This window comes from Prevotella ihumii, from assembly GCF_900155655.1.
Classification (GTDB): Bacteria; Bacteroidota; Bacteroidia; order Bacteroidales; family Bacteroidaceae; genus Prevotella; species Prevotella ihumii.
The window spans coordinates 2,319,479-2,337,201 of the sequence record NZ_LT706987.1 but is presented as its reverse complement, the minus strand read 5'-3'; the positions used below and the strand labels follow the sequence as shown (position 1 = coordinate 2,337,201).

Sequence of the window (17,723 nt, the reverse complement as noted above, 5' to 3'; positions counted from 1 at the left end):
AGCTTATCACGTCCTTCATCGCCTCCATGAGCCAAGGCATCCGCCATTCGCCCTTAATTACTTTCTATTCGCCATTGATACATCAGCATTGCTACCGATGCATAATGATGCTCATACTTTCAGCTGTATTTCGAAATCATATTAAATAAGACTTCTTAAAAAAAAAAAATCTTGAACTTTGTAGTTTTACTTTACAGTTTTTGCTTGTGTCAATATGTCAAAGAACTATGTCGAGTGTTGACCTAAAAAGGTCGCATCAACGAAGTGGAGAATAACGGATTCGAACCGTTGACCCCCTGCGTGCAAGGCAGGTGCTCTAGCCAGCTGAGCTAATCCCCCAAGGGATTGTAAGTGAATAATTGAAAAAGAATACAGCTCGTATATATTATATAAGGTGTAATCTTTATTTTAAGAAGTAGTCCCAGGCAGACTTGAACATGCCTTTTACACATTGCTTTCAGCGATGTGTAGTCCCAGGCAGACTTGAACATGCCTTTTACACATTGCTTTCAGCGATGTGTAGTCCCAGGCAGACTTGAACATGCCTTTTACACATTGCTTTCAGCGATGTGTAGTCCCAGGCAGACTTGAACTGCCGACCTCCACATTATCAGTGTGGCGCTCTAACCAACTGAGCTATAGGACTGAGTTGGGTAAAGCCCTACGGCTTCTACCTTGGCTTCCTTTATTCGCTTATATCTAATAGAAACAGAATTATGAGTACAAGAAGAGAAACAAACAAATTCAATATCAAATAATGAAATCATAAAATGTTCATACTCTTAGCAATACCTCAAGGATAAACGTTACTCCAGAAAGGAGGTGTTCCAGCCGCACCTTCCGGTACGGCTACCTTGTTACGACTTAGCCCCAATTACCAGTTTTGCCCTAGGTCGCTCCTTGCGGTTACGAACTTCAGGCACCCCCGGCTTTCATGGCTTGACGGGCGGTGTGTACAAGGCCCGGGAACGTATTCACCGCGCCATGGCTGATGCGCGATTACTAGCGAATCCAGCTTCGTGAGGTCGGGTTGCAGACCTCAGTCCGAACTGGGACCGGCTTTAAAGATTAGATCGTACTTACGCACAACCAACATTCTGTACCGGCCATTGTAACACGTGTGTAGCCCCGGACGTAAGGGCCGTGCTGATTTGACGTCATCCCCACCTTCCTCACACCTTACGGTGGCAGTATCCCTAGAGTGCCCAGCATTACCTGATGGCAACTAAGAAAAGGGGTTGCGCTCGTTATGGCACTTAAGCCGACACCTCACGGCACGAGCTGACGACAACCATGCAGCACCTTCACCAGCGTCCCGAAGGACCTCAACATCTCTGTATCGTGCGCTGGCAATTCAAGCCCGGGTAAGGTTCCTCGCGTATCATCGAATTAAACCACATGTTCCTCCGCTTGTGCGGGCCCCCGTCAATTCCTTTGAGTTTCACCGTTGCCGGCGTACTCCCCAGGTGGGATGCTTAATGCTTTCGCTTAGCCGCTAACACCAGGTGCTAACAGCGGGCATCCATCGTTTACTGTGCGGACTACCAGGGTATCTAATCCTGTTCGATACCCGCACCTTCGAGCTTAAGCGTCAGTTACACTCCCGTAAGCTGCCTTCGCAATCGGAGTTCTTCATAATATCTAAGCATTTCACCGCTACACCATGAATTCCGCCTACGTTGTGTGCACTCAAGTCTTCCAGTTCGCGCTGCAATTCAGATGTTGAGCATCTACATTTCACAACACGCTTAAAAAACCGCCTACACTCCCTTTAAACCCAATAAATCCGGATAACGCCTGGACCTTCCGTATTACCGCGGCTGCTGGCACGGAATTAGCCGGTCCTTATTCGAAGGGTACATACAAAACATTACACGTAATGTCAGTTATTCCCCAACAAAAGCAGTTTACAACCCATAGGGCCGTCATCCTGCACGCTACTTGGCTGGTTCAGACTCTCGTCCATTGACCAATATTCCTCACTGCTGCCTCCCGTAGGAGTTTGGACCGTGTCTCAGTTCCAATGTGGGGGACCTTCCTCTCAGAACCCCTACTGATCGAAGCCTTGGTGAGCCGTTACCTCACCAACAAGCTAATCAGACGCATCCCCATCCAATACCGATAAATCTTTCATCCTCGTCAGATGCCATCAAAGGATTATATTGGGTATTAGTCCGTCTTTCAACGGGTTATCCCCAAGTAAAGGGCAGGTTGGATACGCGATACTCACCCGTGCGCCGGTCGACGTCCATAAAAAGCAAGCTTTCTATGCCGTTTCCCCTCGACTTGCATGTGTTAAGCCTATAGCTAGCGTTCATCCTGAGCCAGGATCAAACTCTCCATTGTAAAATATGTTTTATATCACTCAATCCAAAAGATAAAAGCGATAAGTTGAATCTGTTCAGAACGAATATCCTAAATTCGAAGTATCAAGTTTAAACACCTATTAATTTCAAAATGAAGTCACAAAGCAACTTCAGAATTGAACGGTTCGTTTCTTTTACCCATCTACTAAAAATTAATTCAGTAGACGCTTCTTGTACTACTATTTTCTGTCTATGTAAATCTATTCAAAGAACTCTTTCTTTTCGCTCTCAAGAGAAGTGCCGTGTGGCGTATTTCTCAAAAGCGAGTGCAAAGTTAGAGCATTTTCATCAAACCTCCAAATGTTTTTAAAAGAAAATCTCAAAAAAGATTACTTTTTAGATAAAGATTGATTTAAATCAACGAATAGAAAATACTACACCTTTTTATATATATATGAATTAAGGGAAGTTAAGGGAGTTAGGGGAGTTAGGGGGAGTTAAAACCAAATGTGCAGTTTGCCGTGGGTAAACGATGTAGGGGCTTGGTTTACCAAGTTCCAATAAGGAGGGATTTAAACTACGAATTTGCACGAATTTTACGAATTTCACTAAGTCGGGGAAGTACCTTTTTAAGGGATGACTAACCTAAAAATATTAGATTATTTAATGCGCTGCTGATAAAGAACAAGTATTTATTTCCACAGGCGTAATACTCATAATCATAAAAGAGAAGTATTTGCCGATTAAGAACCAAACAAGATCTATATTTCCCAAAAGGTTATTGAAAGTGTTAAAACCAAACGTCATATTTGACGCATACGCTATCGCCAGATGCTTGATACAAAGAATTGGGCTAAATGAGTGTGCAATCATAATTTAATAACTTACAGATAGTTATAATTAATATACAGAATGTGTGCAAAAGTACAAGTCCATTACAAAGTACAAATAGAACAACGGAAGGATAGAAAAGAACTAAAAAGAAGCCATTTGTTGGTATTTCGGAAGGTAAAAGATAAACTCTAAGCAGTCCAAAGTTCAACTATAACGACGTAAAACATATATGTTTGGCTTTTCAAAAGTGGAACTTTGGGATTTTAGAAAGTCGACAAAGGAAATACAAAACACATAATAAGAAATACAGAATAACCTATTTTCGGGATTGAAATGTTAAAACGCATCTTCTCGCTTTTCTACAAAGCAAACCGCCAAAATAGATATTTGCTGCTAAAACAAGCATTTTTATAGATATTTATACAGTATTTATTTGGCAGAATGAATAATAATTTGTAAGTTTGTGCCATAACTCGGATAAAACAACAATGCGTATGAAAACAACAAAACCACTTAGACAAGCAGCAAAAACATTACTTGCCGCAGCAATATTGATGAGTACACCCAACGTATTGAGAGCGCAAAACGATATGCCTCAATATGTTGTGAAAAACGGAATGATGATATTTCAAGGTGCACCAATGTTGCGCATCGACATCAATACCTTTGTAGACCTTGGTTATGGCTATGCTAAGGATCGATACAACGTTTACTATATGGGTAGGGTGCTTCCCTTTGTTGATCCATACACCTTCCAACTAAAAGGTGGCAGAGTGAACCCCTACGACGAGGGCAGGCGAGGTTACGATGGGGGTTATGGCTACGACGAGTATTACACAGGCTATATGGTGACCAAGAACACGGTGCTATACGAAGGACGAAAGATTGAAGATGCAATGGCAAACTCGTTTACAGACTTGGGGTACGATTATGCCAAGGACGCTTTCAACGTTTACTATATGGGACGCAAAGTAGGCGATGCAACATCATCATCGTTCAAGGTGCTGACCTATGGGTATGCAGCAGATGCGTTCAATGTGTACTATATGGGGGTAAAAATGCCTGATGCAATGCCTTCATCTTTCAAAGTGCTAAAAGACGGATACGCTGAAGACACATTCAACACTTATTATTGCGGAAAGAAAGTGTAAGCCTTAGGAAATATTGCTTTTTATTTTGTTGTTCCTTTTGTTTACACTACCTTTGCAGGCGCAAACAGAATAGGTAAATGAGTAAGAAACAAATACTTTTGATAAACGATATTGCAGGATATGGAAAGGTAGCCACAGCGGCTATGTTACCTATCCTATCGTATATGGGTCACCCTACGTACAACCTCCCCACAGCGTTGGTTTCCAACACGTTGGACTATGGTAAGTTTAACATTCTTGAGACTACCGACTATATAAAAGGTGTTTTCCCTGTGTGGAAGGAGTTGGGTTTCCGCTACGATGCTATTGCTACGGGCTTTATCGCTTCGGAACAGCAGGCAAAAATCGTGGCAGACTATTGTCGTGAACAGGCGACTATGGGTACAGCGGTGTATGTAGACCCCATTATGGGCGACGAGGGCAAGCTGTATAATGGTGTTACTCCCGCTACTATCAATTCTATGCGAGAAATGATAAGTGTGGCAGACCTATGCTTCCCCAACTTTACCGAAGCGTGCTATCTTACCTCTTTTATATATAAGGAGGAAGGTGTAACCAAAGAAGAAGGACGTGTGCTATTGGACAAGTTGCGTGGCATTGGGGCTAAATCGGTGCTCATCACATCTATTCCCGTAAACGGGCAACCTTCGGTAATAGGTTATAACCATAAGGAGGATAGGTATTTTGAGCTTGCTTACAACGAAATTCCCGTGCATTTCCCTGGTACAGGCGACATCTTTTCGGCTATTCTTATTGGGCATTTGCTTAACGAAGAGTCGCTTACCGATAGTACACAACGTGCTATAGACAGCGTATATAAGCTGATAGACCTAAATAAGGACAACGAGGACAAGAACAGAGGAATACCCTTGGAACGCTACCTCAATATCTTATAAATAGATTTTTCACAAGTATTAAAATGAAAGTGCTAAGACCATTCCACTGCCTAAGAGCGACTTCAGCAGAAGCCACGGGGGTATTGCCTTAGCTCTTTTTGCAAGAAAAAAAATAATTGTTAGCTACTAAAATTTAAGAATATGGAGTGGTTAAACGGACTTTTCAATCTTCATTCGGCACTTCAAGCTGTCATTATCTTGTCGTTGGTATGTGCGGTAGGTTTGGCTTTGGGCAAAATAAGATTGGGCGGCATCTCGTTGGGTGTGGCTTTTGTGTTTTTTGTTGGCATCGCTGTGGGCAATTTCGGGTTGGACATCGACCATCAGATGTTGGACTATTGCGAAACCTTCGGCTTGGTGCTCTTTGTCTATACCTTAGGTTTGCACGTAGGTCCAAACTTCTTTAGTTCTATGCTGCACGAGGGTAAAGACCTCAACCTATGGTCGTTGGCTGTGATACTGCTCGGCACGGTTATGGCTGTGGGCTTGTCGTATGGGTTAGGTGTTCCTATGAGCGAAATGGTGGGTATATTGAGTGGAGCTACTACCAATACACCTGCACTTGGTGCGGCTCAACAGGCGTTAGAGCATATCGGCGTGAATGGTGGTAGTGCGGCTTTGGCTACGGCTGTAACCTATCCTTTAGGCGTTGTGGGCGTAATTTTTGCAATGATTGTGCTGCGCAAATTCTTTGTAAAACCTGCCGACTTGGAGCTGAAAAACGAGGACGAGGACAACCAAACCTACGTGGGTCAGTTTGTGGTGGTTAATCCTGCTGTGGTGGGAAAAACCATAGAAGATGTATCGAAAGGTTCGCATTTCAAGTTTATTATTTCACGCATTTGGCGCAACGAGGAGGTGATTTTGCCTCACGGAAATACAGTGCTCGAAAATCACGACAATCTCTTGGTGGTGGCTAACAAGGAGGAAGTGGCAGCTATGGAGATACTCTTTGGTCAGGAAGTGAAGCACGACTGGAACAAAGAGCAAATAGACTGGAACCACATCGATTCGAATGTAGAAAGTAGGATTATAGTGTTGACCAAACCCGGGCTGAATGGCAAACTGTTAGGAGAGCTTAGCTTGCGCGATGTATATGGGGTAAACGTGAGTCGTGTGTTGCGTGGCGACATTAAATTGTTGGCTACCGAAGACCTCCGACTTCGTCACGGCGACCGCCTTACGGTGGTGGGAACGCCCGATGCAGTAGACCACGCAGAACATTTCCTTGGCAATTCGGTGAAAACACTCAATGAGCCTAACCTTGGAAACATCTTCTTGGGAATGATTCTCGGTCTTGCTATCGGAACAATTCCTTTGTCGCTGCCGGGTATGGACTCACCTATCCGCCTCGGAATAGCTGGTGGACCAATCATTATGGGTATCCTTATCGGTACGTTTGCACCACGCTTGCACATCATCTCGTACACCACGGCAAGTGCTTCGCTGATGCTTCGCAAGTTAGGGCTATCGCTCTATTTGGCTTGTGTGGGATTGGACGCAGGTAAGGACTTCCTTGGTACGGTGGTTCGCCCTGAAGGTTTGATGTGGATTGGCTTAGGTTTCTTGCTCACGGTATTGCCTATTTTTATTGTTGCCCTTATTGCATTGCGCACTAAGAAGTATGATTTCGGAACAATATGCGGTGTGCTTTGTGGCTCTATGGCTAATCCTATGGCTTTGGTTTATGCCAACGACACGACCAAAGGCGAGACCTCAAATATTAGTTACACCACAGTTTATCCATTAGGAATGTTCGTTCGAGTCATCATTGCTCAAATGCTTGTGATGTTCTTCGTTTAAATTTTCTGTTGGGAAGATACATTTAAAACGGAATTACTCAAATGTTTAAAAGGTTTTTCGCTTAGTATTGGATAGAAAAAAAAGAAAGCAAATAAGGCGCACCGATAGATGGTACGCCTTATTTGCTTTAGTGTTTGTGCGCTTCTTGCACTAAAGAAGTAATGTATGCTGTGAAGTTGGTATCCCCCACCCTTTGCCAGATGTCGCCCAAAAGAGCTGCACCACCAAAGCCATAGTTTCGGATTTGGGGAATATTAGACGCTGATATGCCACCTAAAGCATAAACCTTTCGGTCGATAATGCCTTGCTTTTGGGCTGCTATCAATACATCGGGGAGGAATGCTGACGCATATCCTTGCTTGGAAATGCTATCGAAAATAGGACTTAAAAACACATAATGGCACATTGGTTTGGCACGTTCTACCTCGTCAAGACTATGGCACGACTTAGAAATGCTTCCTTTAAAATCTGTGGGAGGTGTGGAATTGCGATGGTTAAGGTGAACGCCAATAGATGGAAATTGTGTTGTAAGCTCGAAATGGTCGTGTAGTACAAGGCGAGAATGTAGATGAGTAGGAATACCTTCTATGAGTTGTCTACACTCATCGGCTGTTGCGTTTGGTTTCCGAATATGCACCTTGTCAATCCCTAAAGCAAGGATTTGAGAAATAATAGAAGCCTCCCCAACTGTGAAAGTTGGAGAGGTAATAACAATAAGTTGCATTTACGCTTATCCTTTGATACGCTTTATAATCATTTCAGCAACCTTCTTGCCCGACATAAGCATACCGCCAAAGATGGGTCCCATACGAGGTGTGCCGCCTACTGCTGAAGATGCCATGCCACAAACATAAAGCCCTGGATAGATTTCCTTTGTTCCTTCCACTACTTGCTGTTCGCCTTCGATTACGTCCAATGAGCGTTCGCCAATCACTTCACCCGTTGCAGTATTGAGTTTGATGCCGTTCTTGCGTGCTACCACTTGACACATTTCGCTGTCGTGACCAGTTCCGTCAATAACAAACTTTGCCATAATGTTCAACGGGTCAACGTGTAAGCCTTCACGAAGTACAGGTGTCCAATTCACAACCACACCACTAACAACATTGTTCTTGAACACTACATCTTCCACAGAATAGCAATTGAAGATTGTAGCACCAGCGTGAACCGCCTTATAAAGCAAAGCAGAGGTGCTTTCAATCGAGTCTGCAGTGAAAAGATTATCATCGTATTCCTCGTAATTGATATCAAAGTCTTTGATAATATCCAATGCTTCTTTCTGAATAACCAACTGATTGAACATCATAGCACCACCCCACATACCGCCACCTGGCGATAGTTTGCGGTCGAACAATGCAACTTTCAATCCTGCTTTTGCCATATAATAAGCAGCAACAATGCCTGATGGACCACCGCCAACGATAGCTACGTCCAAGTCTAAGCACTTCTCCATCTTTTCAAAGTAGGTACGAATAATACCTCTTGATACTTCTTTTTCAATCATAATTATTATTGTTTGTTTTTGTTTATTCTATTTTTAAGTTTTGTCAGACAGGTCGGATAAGTCGGACGGGTCTGACAAAGCTAAACAATCTGATAAGGCTGAAAAGCTGATAAGTCAACCCAAGGCAGATTAACCTTTTATTCTTCACACCCCTCCAAGGTCTGACTAATGCGCATTGCACAGAAGTTAGGGCCACACATTGTGCAATATTTGCCACCCAGTTTATTGGAGGTTTCCCAATACTCACGTGCTTTTTCAGGGTCGAGCGATAAGTTGAATTGGTCTTTCCAACGGAAATCATAGCGAGCTTTGCTCAACGCATTATCTCTTACAGTAGCACCTGGGTGTCCCTTAGCCAAGTCTGCAGCGTGGGCAGCTATCTTGTAAGTGATTACGCCCGTGCGTACATCGTCCTTGTTAGGTAAAGAGAGATGCTCTTTTGGTGTAACATAACAAATCATAGCTGTGCCATACCAACTTATCATTGACGCACCTATTGCGCTTGTGATATGGTCGTAGGCAGGCGCAATATCGGTTACGAGCGGACCTAAGGTATAGAAAGGCGCACCGTGACACTTCTCTATCTGTCGCTCCATATTCTCTTTTATTTTGTGCATAGGCACGTGTCCTGGTCCTTCGATGAAGGCTTGCACATTCTTAGCCCAAGCTCGCTCTACCAATTCGCCCATCGTATCAAGCTCGGCAAACTGCGCTGCATCGTTGGCATCGTATGTTGAGCCCGGGCGCAAACCATCTCCCAAAGATATAGCCACATCGTATTTGGCGCAAATGTCGCAAATATCGTCAAAATGACTATAAAGAAAGCTCTCCTCATTGTGTACCTGACACCATTTAGAGATGATACTTCCGCCACGGCTAACCATACCTGTAAGACGTCCATTAGCCAATGGTACATTCTTCAGACGTATACCGCAATGAATTGTGAAATAGTCTACACCCTGCTCACACTGCTCTATCAAGGTTTCACGGAATATATCCCACGTAAGGTCTTCTGCCTTTCCGTTCACCTTTTCAAATGCTTGATACATCGGCACAGTTCCCACTGGCACAGGGCAATTACGCAATATCCACTCTCGTGTTTCGTGAATATTGTCGCCCGTAGATAAGTCCATCAATGTGTCGCCGCCCCACTTACAGCTCCACACAGCCTTCTCTACTTCCTCGTCAATGCTTGAGTTTTCGTGCGAATTACCAATATTTGTATTTATCTTTACAGAGAAATTGGTTCCAATAATCATTGGTTCGCTTTCTGGGTGATTGATATTGGCAGGGATAACGGCACGTCCTGCTGCTACTTCACGACAAACAAATTCAGGCGTAATATGACTTTCTATGCCCAATGCCTTGCAATTCATATTCTCACGAATAGCCACATACTCCATTTCCTCTGTAATAATGCCTTGCTTAGCATAATACATCAGTGTGCCTTTGCGCTTGTCTGTCCATGCTTTGCGAAGTTTAGGAAGTCCTTTCTGCAAATTTATCTCCACATTAGGGTCGCTGTAAGGACCGCTTGTGTCATATACTACAACAGGTTCGTTTTCAGTTATTGCTTTCTCATTGTTCACGATTTTCACCGTTGGGGTGAGGTTTATTTGTCGCATTCCCACTCTTAGGTCGGGAAAGCGTTCACCCTTCATATAGATTTTCTCCGATGAAGGGTATTCTATCTTAATATCGTTCTTCATAATGCTACATTAAATTGATTAGTAACTTCATTTCTTCTATAGGGTCGACAGCGTTCAATACAGTTCCACTCACCGCTATTCCGCTTACTCCAAGCTCGATGATTGCCTTTACATCACTGCGCAATATGCCTCCAATGGCAATGAGCGGAAGCCCAATGCCTCGTGCTTTCATCTTCGCCAACAGCTCTTTATATCCTTCAAGCCCTAAGGTTGGCGCAAGATTTTTCTTTGTTTCAGTGTAGCGGAATGGTCCACAACCGATATAGTCTGCACCCTGTTGGTAAAGTCGCTCGATGTCCGAAAACGTATTTGCCGTACCACCTATTATACAAGGTGTATCTCCAAACAACTTTCGAGCCTCATCTACGGGCATATCGTTTTTACCGAGATGCACCCCGTCAGCCCCTAATTGGCGAACAAGGTGTACACGGTCGTCCAACAAGAATGTAGCTCCGTGTGCCTTACACATTTCAGACAATTGTCGACCGATGCAAATAAACTCCTCGTCCGAAGCCTCTTTCATACGCAATTGCACCCACTTGCAACCACCCCTCAATGCCATTTCAGCCCCTTGAAGATAATTGAATCGTGTGTTTTCGTGCGTTATATATTGTGTGTTTATCATCGCTTAATAAGTTTTTCTGGTTCATAAAAGTGATTCACAGCTCCGTGTCCTTCGCCTATCGTTACATCTGCCCCAGCTTTTAGCGCATTTGTTACATAGTCTTTCGCCCGTTTGATGGCACGCTCCATTTGTTCTCCTCGTGCTAAATACGCTGCAATAGCCGACGAGAGCGTACACCCTGTGCCGTGCGTATTGCGTGTTTTAACGGTAGGATTACAATAAAACGTAGGCGAGCTTTTCGGTAAATAAAGCCTATCCACCTTTTCTATCCCTGCCAAATGCCCACCTTTAATAAGCACCGCTTTACAGCTAAGCTGTAGAATATGCTTTGCTGCAAGCGATACATCATCTTCAGTCGTTATTCTTATGTTTGCCAATACTTCTGCTTCGGGTATATTAGGCGTAAGAAGCGTTGCCATAGGGAACAATCTTTCTACAAATACCTCCACAGCCTCTTCCATCATCAGTCTACTGCCCGATGTTGCCACCATTATAGGATCTACCACCATTGGCACAGCCTCGTACTCGCCGAGCACATCGGCAATGGCACGAATGGTTTGCGCATCGTTTACCATACCTATTTTAATGGCATTGGGACGAATATCGCTCATCACTGCACGCAATTGGGCTGCTACCACGTTAGGTTCAACGTGCTGAATGGCAGATAGACCCAACGTATTTTGTGCCGTAACCGAGGTAATAACCGAAGCAGCATAACACCCCAAAGCCGACATCGTTTTAATGTCTGCCTGAATGCCTGCTCCTCCGCTACAATCCGAGCCTGCAATAGTCAAAGTTTTACAATAGTTCATAGCATCGCCTAAGTTAAGGAAACGTATCATTGGGATGCACAGAAAATTCAGTGTGTGATAAACCTATCTTATTACTCGTTAGCACTTCCTACGGCAGCATTACCTGCATCAGGTTATACGGGTATAATCTCAGCTCATTCAACAGAATGGCACCCCACGTTCGGTTTCCCGAAGTTTATCTGTGTGCAAAGTTACAAAATAAAAAAGGAAAAGCAAGAGAAAGAAGAAAAATATTTATAAAAGAAGAATAAGAACGCAATAGAGTTAAGCCACGCAGCCTAACTCTATCTATTTTATTAAGTAACTAATCAAAATTAAGCGACTTGTTTAGAGAAGTTTATACGCAACCCCTTTCCGATATCTGCCAAAGCTCTGTTGGTGGTATACCTTAATTCCGCAGCATAAATTCTTGTAAGAACTCCAAGTGCCTAAGAAACAAAGTTCTCAAAACACTTGGATATGTCAGAAATTTCACCTATCTTGGTGCTGTAAACATAACAAGTAAGCAAAAACTGACATAGCAAAGGTAGCAATTAAAAACGAGAATATCAGTAAGCATCCACAAGAATGCTTTTACAGCAATATAGTGTAAATTTGCACTTGCTAGTTGAATTCTCCTTTCGGTCGAATGTCGATTTAAAGTTAAAGGCTGAACTCCTCGTCTGGAGTCCGGCCTTTCAATTAACTTTCCATCTTTGCAATTAAATCATTGTTTCGTGGGCGGAAAGTACATTCTCATTATTGCTTTATAGTGGTTGAAAAATCATTTAACGTATATTTTCTTCATTGTTCCATCAGAATATTTTATGATGTTCAATCCCCTTTGAAGTTTCTTCAATTTATATCCGTTAACAGAGTAGATTTCCATCTTGCAAGGCTCGTCCGACTTTGTGTTTTCGATGCCGGCAGAGGTTGGTTGCACAACTAATGGCTCACTCTTAAATACATTTTCTCCATCATCATAGACCATAACCAGTGAGAGTTTGGCTATGTCCGAATCATAGAAGTGCAGGATGCGCAGATTGCCATCCGACTTGATGTCATCATTCTTTTTGTCTTGGTAGTTGAAAGGAATGTTTGCCATATCATCGTCAATGTAGAAGTACTCGCTCTTTATAAACTTAAAGGGCTCTTTACTGTCGTTGACATAAACATTGTAATACATTTTGTCCGGGCTGAGGTAGTTGCCATTTACATCCGCATTGTTTACATAGAAAGCCAATATAGTAGTTGTTGTTGAGTAATCGTAACTCGGCGTAGCATTGCAATAGAACAGTTTTGGTGTCTCCGGCTTTGCGGCTTTTTGAACGAATGGAGTCAATGTCATGTTTCCAAATACCTCATAATCATCCGATGGATTATTAGTCTCACTGCTCAGACCCAAAAACATCTTAAGCAGATTGCCGGTGGTAAGTTTTTGCGTTTCAGTATCTACTGTAAAATCAATTCTATCGGCCATCGTTGTTGCATCTTTGAAAGCAGCAGCAAAAATATGATATTTCATTTGGTCGCCTGAATACTTGCCAAAATCACCCTTGGCAGATGTTCCCATATACTGATTTGTCAGCAAGGTTGCCTTATTACCATTTAACGTAATCTTTACCCATGCGTCTACCAATGCCGGATTTTTTGAAATGCCCTTTAGATACAGGTCGTTTCCTTCTGCAATTGCATCAATAACACGTGGTGAACTTTCTTCGGCGCACGTGAACGTATATTGTTTCTTCACACCTGTTGTGGGAGGGGTCAGCAACTTGTATGCAAGCGTGCTGATGGTAATATTCCAATCGCCGTAGAATCTATCCCAAACGCCGGAATTATCCACCATGCCCAATATTTCTTGTTTGGTGCCCATACCTTCCATTTGAAGCTTCGAGCCATCCCATGAAAACTCGATGTAGTTCTTATCCGGTGCAACCACCTCATATTGATTATCACCTTTATTGACCAAACGATTGAGCGTAAATACTCTATCGGTTCCTCTTTCCGAATCATCATCTCCACCGCTCTTGTCTTTATAGAATTTTTGTGGGAAGACAGCTTTATATTTTCCTTCTCCTGTCTTGTCAAGTTTCATCCAAGAATTGCTTTCGAGACCTGAGAGTGGGTTGTAAACATAAAGGCATCCATCCTTACCTTCTATGATTTGCGAGACCAAACCTTCGTAAACACCGGGTTCTGAATTTACCCATCCTCGCACCCAAGATTCGCTATAGCGATACATATTGTCGATTTTCTTCCCTTCCGGCTCGGTTACAATCTGAGCTGTAGCAGCAATACTTATTGCCAATGTACAAATAGAGAATAATGCTTTTTTCATAATTTGATTTTTAGATTGTGAATAAATTGTTTTGTTAGAAATCATATCCAAGTCCAATGGTGCAGTAGCTTTTTCCACCATCTCCGGTTTTCAGCATATAAGCACCATTGATGCGAAAGCTGTGGTATTTGACTCCCGCGCCCATTGTGAAATGACTGAGGTCGTGATCGCCATACTCATAACCTGCTCTTACTGACAACAAGTTGTTGTAGGTGTATTCAACGCCGCCACCCAACATGAAAACTTTGGCGTCTGTGGGTCGGAAGAAATAGCGTGTGGCCAACGCTGCACTTACTTTGTGTATGTCGGTTACATCAACTTCCATTTTTCCTCCTAATGAAACATGAGTGGGCATTGAGCTTTTGTGCCCATTACCGTAGTCAAGGTCAGGACCTATAGCTTCTACCTTGGCGTCAATCATAACGCTGGCAGGTCTTTTCGTCATTGTGATGTTATCTTTAGTGTAGGATAGTCCCACCGAAAAAGCACCACCGTAGCCATTCTTAGAAAGATGGCTGAAGATAAAGGCTCCGGTAGCATAAGCAGCCAACCCATTGCCTATCATGTAAGAGTAGCCCAAATCAATAGTCCAGTCATAGGGTTTATATTCCTTGGTTGGTTCGCCCATCATGTCGTATCCGTTGAATTTTAGTCCGCCGGCATACCTGAAACCTCCAAATACTGAGTGCCGCTTAAAAAGTTTGTAACCTATTGTGACTGTGTACAAACCGAATAATCCTTGTGCGCCATCTTCTTTTTCATACAACGAGGCTGAGGCGTCGGCTGTAAACCTTTTATCGGTGTTGAAGAACGCCGAGGGAGTATTGTAAAGGTACATTCCATCGCTTGCAACCGAAGCATTGCCCATGCTTGCTGTTTTGGAATCAGGATTTGCCGTTAGAATTGGTAGGGATTGTCCTTGGGCTTTCGCTTGTGTAGCACCGAAAAGTGCTGCACAAGCTATGATTATCATATGTTTTGATTTCATGTCTGTTGAATTTATCGTTTAATGAACATTTTGCTGAAATCACCCTTGTTTGTATGCACTGTCAGCTTGTAGGTGCCAGAGCGCAAGCTGGCGAGATCCAGTGTGGCAACATGCTTGCTGTCGGGTTTTACATTGGCTTTCATCACTCGTTCACCTACGGTTGATGAGATGATGAATTCTGCTTGGCTAACCTCCGGGTTGAGTAGAGCATTGATATCTCTTTTCACCGGAATAGGATAGACGGCATAGACCGGAGCGGACTTTCTCTCAACGACACGAAGTTGGAACGAGCCTTCCGATGAGTTTTGCCTACCGTCGGAAGCGAGTACGCTGATGCGGGTCGTGCCTTTTGCCAAAGCCTTGATTTGAATGTTGTTGTTGGTTATTCCGGCTGATGCAATCTTATTGTTCGATGCACTAACCGTGTAGGTCAGCTCTTTGTTGGCACTGCCCGAATAATGCCCCTTCAACGGAATGTTCACAACGCCCTCATCGAGTCCGATAATAAAATTGTCGAATGGCTTTTCAAGTTTCGGTGGCATATATTTGAAAATGCAGAATCTGAGATTCTTTTCCAATTTGGCACCAAGATCGTCGGAGATAATGAACTTGCAAGTATAGTTGCCGGCTGCGAGAACGGGGACGATGGTGATATTCACCGTTGATTTGTTGATGGTGTATGAAACGCCTTTTGTATCGCCGGCAGTTTTCAAGTCCCAGTTGTGTCCGTCAGGATCAGCAACGTTGAAGCTGAAAGTCTTTCTTTCGTTGTTGCTCAATTCGATAACGTCTTCGGGAAATCCCGTTGCCTCAGGAGTATGATTGAGTTTTGTCTTGCACTTTTTAATGACAGGCTCAGAGATGTTGCCCCAACGGTCGATGGCAACAATAGCAATGTAGTATTCCTTGTTGTCCTTTAGATTGTCAAAGTTGAACTTCAGAGTCTCTCCCAGCTTATGTCCAATACCGTTGATTTCCCGATAGGTCTTGTTCTTGAGATTCTCTTTCGTGAGTTCGTTAGGACTGATGTAGAGTCTGTAGAAAGAGGCTGTCTTATCCTCATCTTTGGCAACGCTCCATTCTGCACGGATTTCTACGAAGTCAGGGATAAGGTTTAGTTTCTCAACCTTATCGGGGGCTATCTTGGTGTCAGATTCAAATGCAGCCTCAGCATCAATGTAGCCCTTTCCCAACTTTCCTTTGTACATCGGATTCATTTCATCGATGTTGAACGGGCGGTATGCAGAGACAAGACGCGATTTAAGATCATCATTGGTAAATCCTTGCTTTCCAAAATAAGATGCGATAAGCGCAGCAATACCTGAAACGTGTGGGCAAGCCATTGAGGTTCCTTGAAGAAATGCATAACCCTTTGGATTCTTCGCCATAGAGACAGTACTTAAAACACCTCCTTCTGTTCCGTAGGTCTCTTGGTCGCCTCCCGGAGCCATGATGGTTACCCATTTTCCATAATTACTGTAGCTAGCTCTCTTGAAGTCCCATGCCATCGCTGAAACAGAAATCGTCGGAGCGTAGCAAGCAGGGTAAGCCGAAAACTCCTTATTCTCGTTACCGGCGGCAAAAATGACCACTCCTCCCTTCATTGGTGAATCGGATCTCTGCTTTCCAGTTTCGTCACAACCGGCATATTTAATGAAGTAATCGATGGCTTCCTGCAAAAGTTTAGGCATTTCTGTGACTTCGGAAGCTGAGGGATAGCCCCATGAGTTCTGACAGATGACAGCACCGTTGTCGGCGGCGTACTTAATAGCTGCTGCCGCATCGCCCTGCTCATTCTTTTTTCTGAAAATCTGGCAACTCATGACCCTTACTCCACTACCTGGAGTTCCATCGCCACCAGCAATACCAGCGACTCCTTTACCGTTGTTGTTGCGTGCAGCAATAGTTCCCGCAACGTGCGTACCATGTGATTCGTCATCAGGCTCTATCGTGCCACCAACGACATTATCGCCCTCAACAAAGTTGTAGCCGTAAACATCATCAATGAAACCATTACCATCGTCATCGAAGTTAGGCTTTCCGTTTTTTTCCAGTTCATTCACATAGAGGTTTCCCACCAAGTCTTCGTGGGTTACGTCTATACCACCATCGACTACGGCAACGATTACATTTTTTGTTCCTGTTGTATATTTTTCCCATACAGGCTTGACGTTACAGTCAGCCCCCGGAACAGCGGTAGCACTCACTGAACCATCGTTGTAATAATGCCATTGCTGGGGCAGCAGCGGGTCGTTGAATTTCCCCTTACCAGTGGTTGTCTTGGCTGTGGTTTCAATATTTCCCACTGACTTGACTGTTACTTCGGGATGAGCGATGGGTAGGATGCGCTCAACATACTCAACTCCCTTAACTTTGTTGAATTGTTGAAGAACAGCCCCAACGTCTTTACTCTCATCAAAATATACGGTGTACCAGCGATCAAGACCTGTGGCAACGGTACGTGCCTCGTATTTGCCTGCCGGTTTGAAAACTCTTTCCATCCTGTAAGCTCCCGAGAATTTCATTGCGGAAGCCATTGCCGAGGGTACACTCTGCATTTCCACTTTTCCTTCTGATGAACTTGCCAGCTCATAGTTCTCTCCCGGACTTAATTTGATATTGATGCAGCCTTTTACTGCAAAGATATCCTTGTTAATCGTAACATTGCGTGTGCCGGAATTGGGTGCTTCCAAATTGAAGTTGTCCTGACACGATGTGGCAAACATCATTCCCACGACAGCGCATGCACATAGATATATAATTGATTTTTTCATT

At 43.6% G+C, this 17,723-nt stretch carries 11 protein-coding genes, 2 tRNA genes, 1 rRNA gene and 1 riboswitch; of the genes, 3 read left to right on the top strand and 11 right to left on the bottom strand.

Annotated elements, in window-relative coordinates; translation table 11 throughout:
* Window positions 1-265: 265 nt before the first annotated feature.
* From CZ367_RS10365 to CZ367_RS10355, 3 genes are all read right to left on the bottom strand, one after another.
* Window positions 266-339, bottom strand: a tRNA-Ala gene (locus CZ367_RS10365).
* Window positions 340-572: 233 nt separating this feature from the next.
* A tRNA-Ile gene (locus CZ367_RS10360) sits at window positions 573-646 on the bottom strand.
* 169 nt (window positions 647-815) lie between these two features.
* A 16S ribosomal RNA gene (locus CZ367_RS10355) occupies window positions 816-2,346 on the bottom strand.
* A 1,288-nt stretch (window positions 2,347-3,634) separates the two neighbouring features.
* On the opposite strand from CZ367_RS10355, the gene CZ367_RS10350 reads away from it, so the two are divergent.
* The 3 genes from CZ367_RS10350 (at window position 3,635) to CZ367_RS10340 (ending at window position 6,990) form a co-directional block, all read left to right on the top strand.
* Window positions 3,635-4,291 (top strand): DKNYY domain-containing protein, encoded by a 657-nt coding sequence (locus CZ367_RS10350; RefSeq protein WP_077197430.1) that lies wholly within the window; start codon window positions 3,635-3,637, stop codon window positions 4,289-4,291.
* Between the two features lie 77 nt (window positions 4,292-4,368).
* Window positions 4,369-5,187: a pyridoxamine kinase gene (locus CZ367_RS10345; RefSeq protein ID WP_077196801.1), complete on the top strand. Its 819-nt coding sequence runs from the start codon at window positions 4,369-4,371 to the stop codon at window positions 5,185-5,187.
* A 141-nt stretch (window positions 5,188-5,328) separates the two neighbouring features.
* Window positions 5,329-6,990, top strand: coding sequence for a putative transporter (locus CZ367_RS10340; protein WP_077196800.1), 1,662 nt, complete (start codon window positions 5,329-5,331; stop codon window positions 6,988-6,990).
* A 127-nt stretch (window positions 6,991-7,117) separates the two neighbouring features.
* On the opposite strand, the gene CZ367_RS10335 is transcribed toward CZ367_RS10340, so the two are convergent.
* From CZ367_RS10335 to CZ367_RS10300, 8 genes are all read right to left on the bottom strand, one after another.
* The gene (locus CZ367_RS10335) at window positions 7,118-7,714 is read right to left on the bottom strand and encodes a thiamine phosphate synthase (RefSeq protein ID WP_077196799.1); all 597 of its coding nucleotides are present in this window, start codon (window positions 7,712-7,714) and stop codon (window positions 7,118-7,120) included.
* Window positions 7,715-7,720: 6 nt separating this feature from the next.
* Window positions 7,721-8,494, bottom strand: a complete 774-nt coding sequence (locus CZ367_RS10330; protein WP_077196798.1) for a sulfide-dependent adenosine diphosphate thiazole synthase — start codon at window positions 8,492-8,494, stop codon at window positions 7,721-7,723.
* Between the two features lie 137 nt (window positions 8,495-8,631).
* On the bottom strand, window positions 8,632-10,203 hold the full coding sequence (thiC, locus tag CZ367_RS10325) for a phosphomethylpyrimidine synthase ThiC (protein WP_077196797.1): 1,572 nt from the start codon (window positions 10,201-10,203) through the stop codon (window positions 8,632-8,634).
* A gap of 4 nt (window positions 10,204-10,207) precedes the next feature.
* Window positions 10,208-10,828, bottom strand: a complete 621-nt coding sequence (locus tag CZ367_RS10320) for a thiamine phosphate synthase (RefSeq protein ID WP_077196796.1) — start codon at window positions 10,826-10,828, stop codon at window positions 10,208-10,210.
* Window positions 10,825-11,640, bottom strand: coding sequence for a bifunctional hydroxymethylpyrimidine kinase/phosphomethylpyrimidine kinase (gene thiD, locus CZ367_RS10315; protein WP_077197429.1), 816 nt, complete (start codon window positions 11,638-11,640; stop codon window positions 10,825-10,827). The genes CZ367_RS10320 and thiD overlap by 4 nt, the downstream gene beginning before the upstream one ends.
* Window positions 11,641-11,707: 67 nt before the next feature.
* Window positions 11,708-11,807: riboswitch (TPP riboswitch) on the bottom strand.
* 596 nt (window positions 11,808-12,403) lie between these two features.
* Complete coding sequence (locus tag CZ367_RS10310; protein WP_077197428.1) at window positions 12,404-13,960, bottom strand: hypothetical protein; 1,557 nt, start codon at window positions 13,958-13,960, stop codon at window positions 12,404-12,406.
* A gap of 34 nt (window positions 13,961-13,994) precedes the next feature.
* Window positions 13,995-14,948, bottom strand: a complete 954-nt coding sequence (locus CZ367_RS10305) for a PorV/PorQ family protein (protein ID WP_077196795.1) — start codon at window positions 14,946-14,948, stop codon at window positions 13,995-13,997.
* 11 nt (window positions 14,949-14,959) lie between these two features.
* Window positions 14,960-17,722 (bottom strand): S8 family serine peptidase, encoded by a 2,763-nt coding sequence (locus CZ367_RS10300; RefSeq protein ID WP_077196794.1) that lies wholly within the window; start codon window positions 17,720-17,722, stop codon window positions 14,960-14,962.
* Between the last annotated feature and the right edge of the window lies 1 nt (window position 17,723).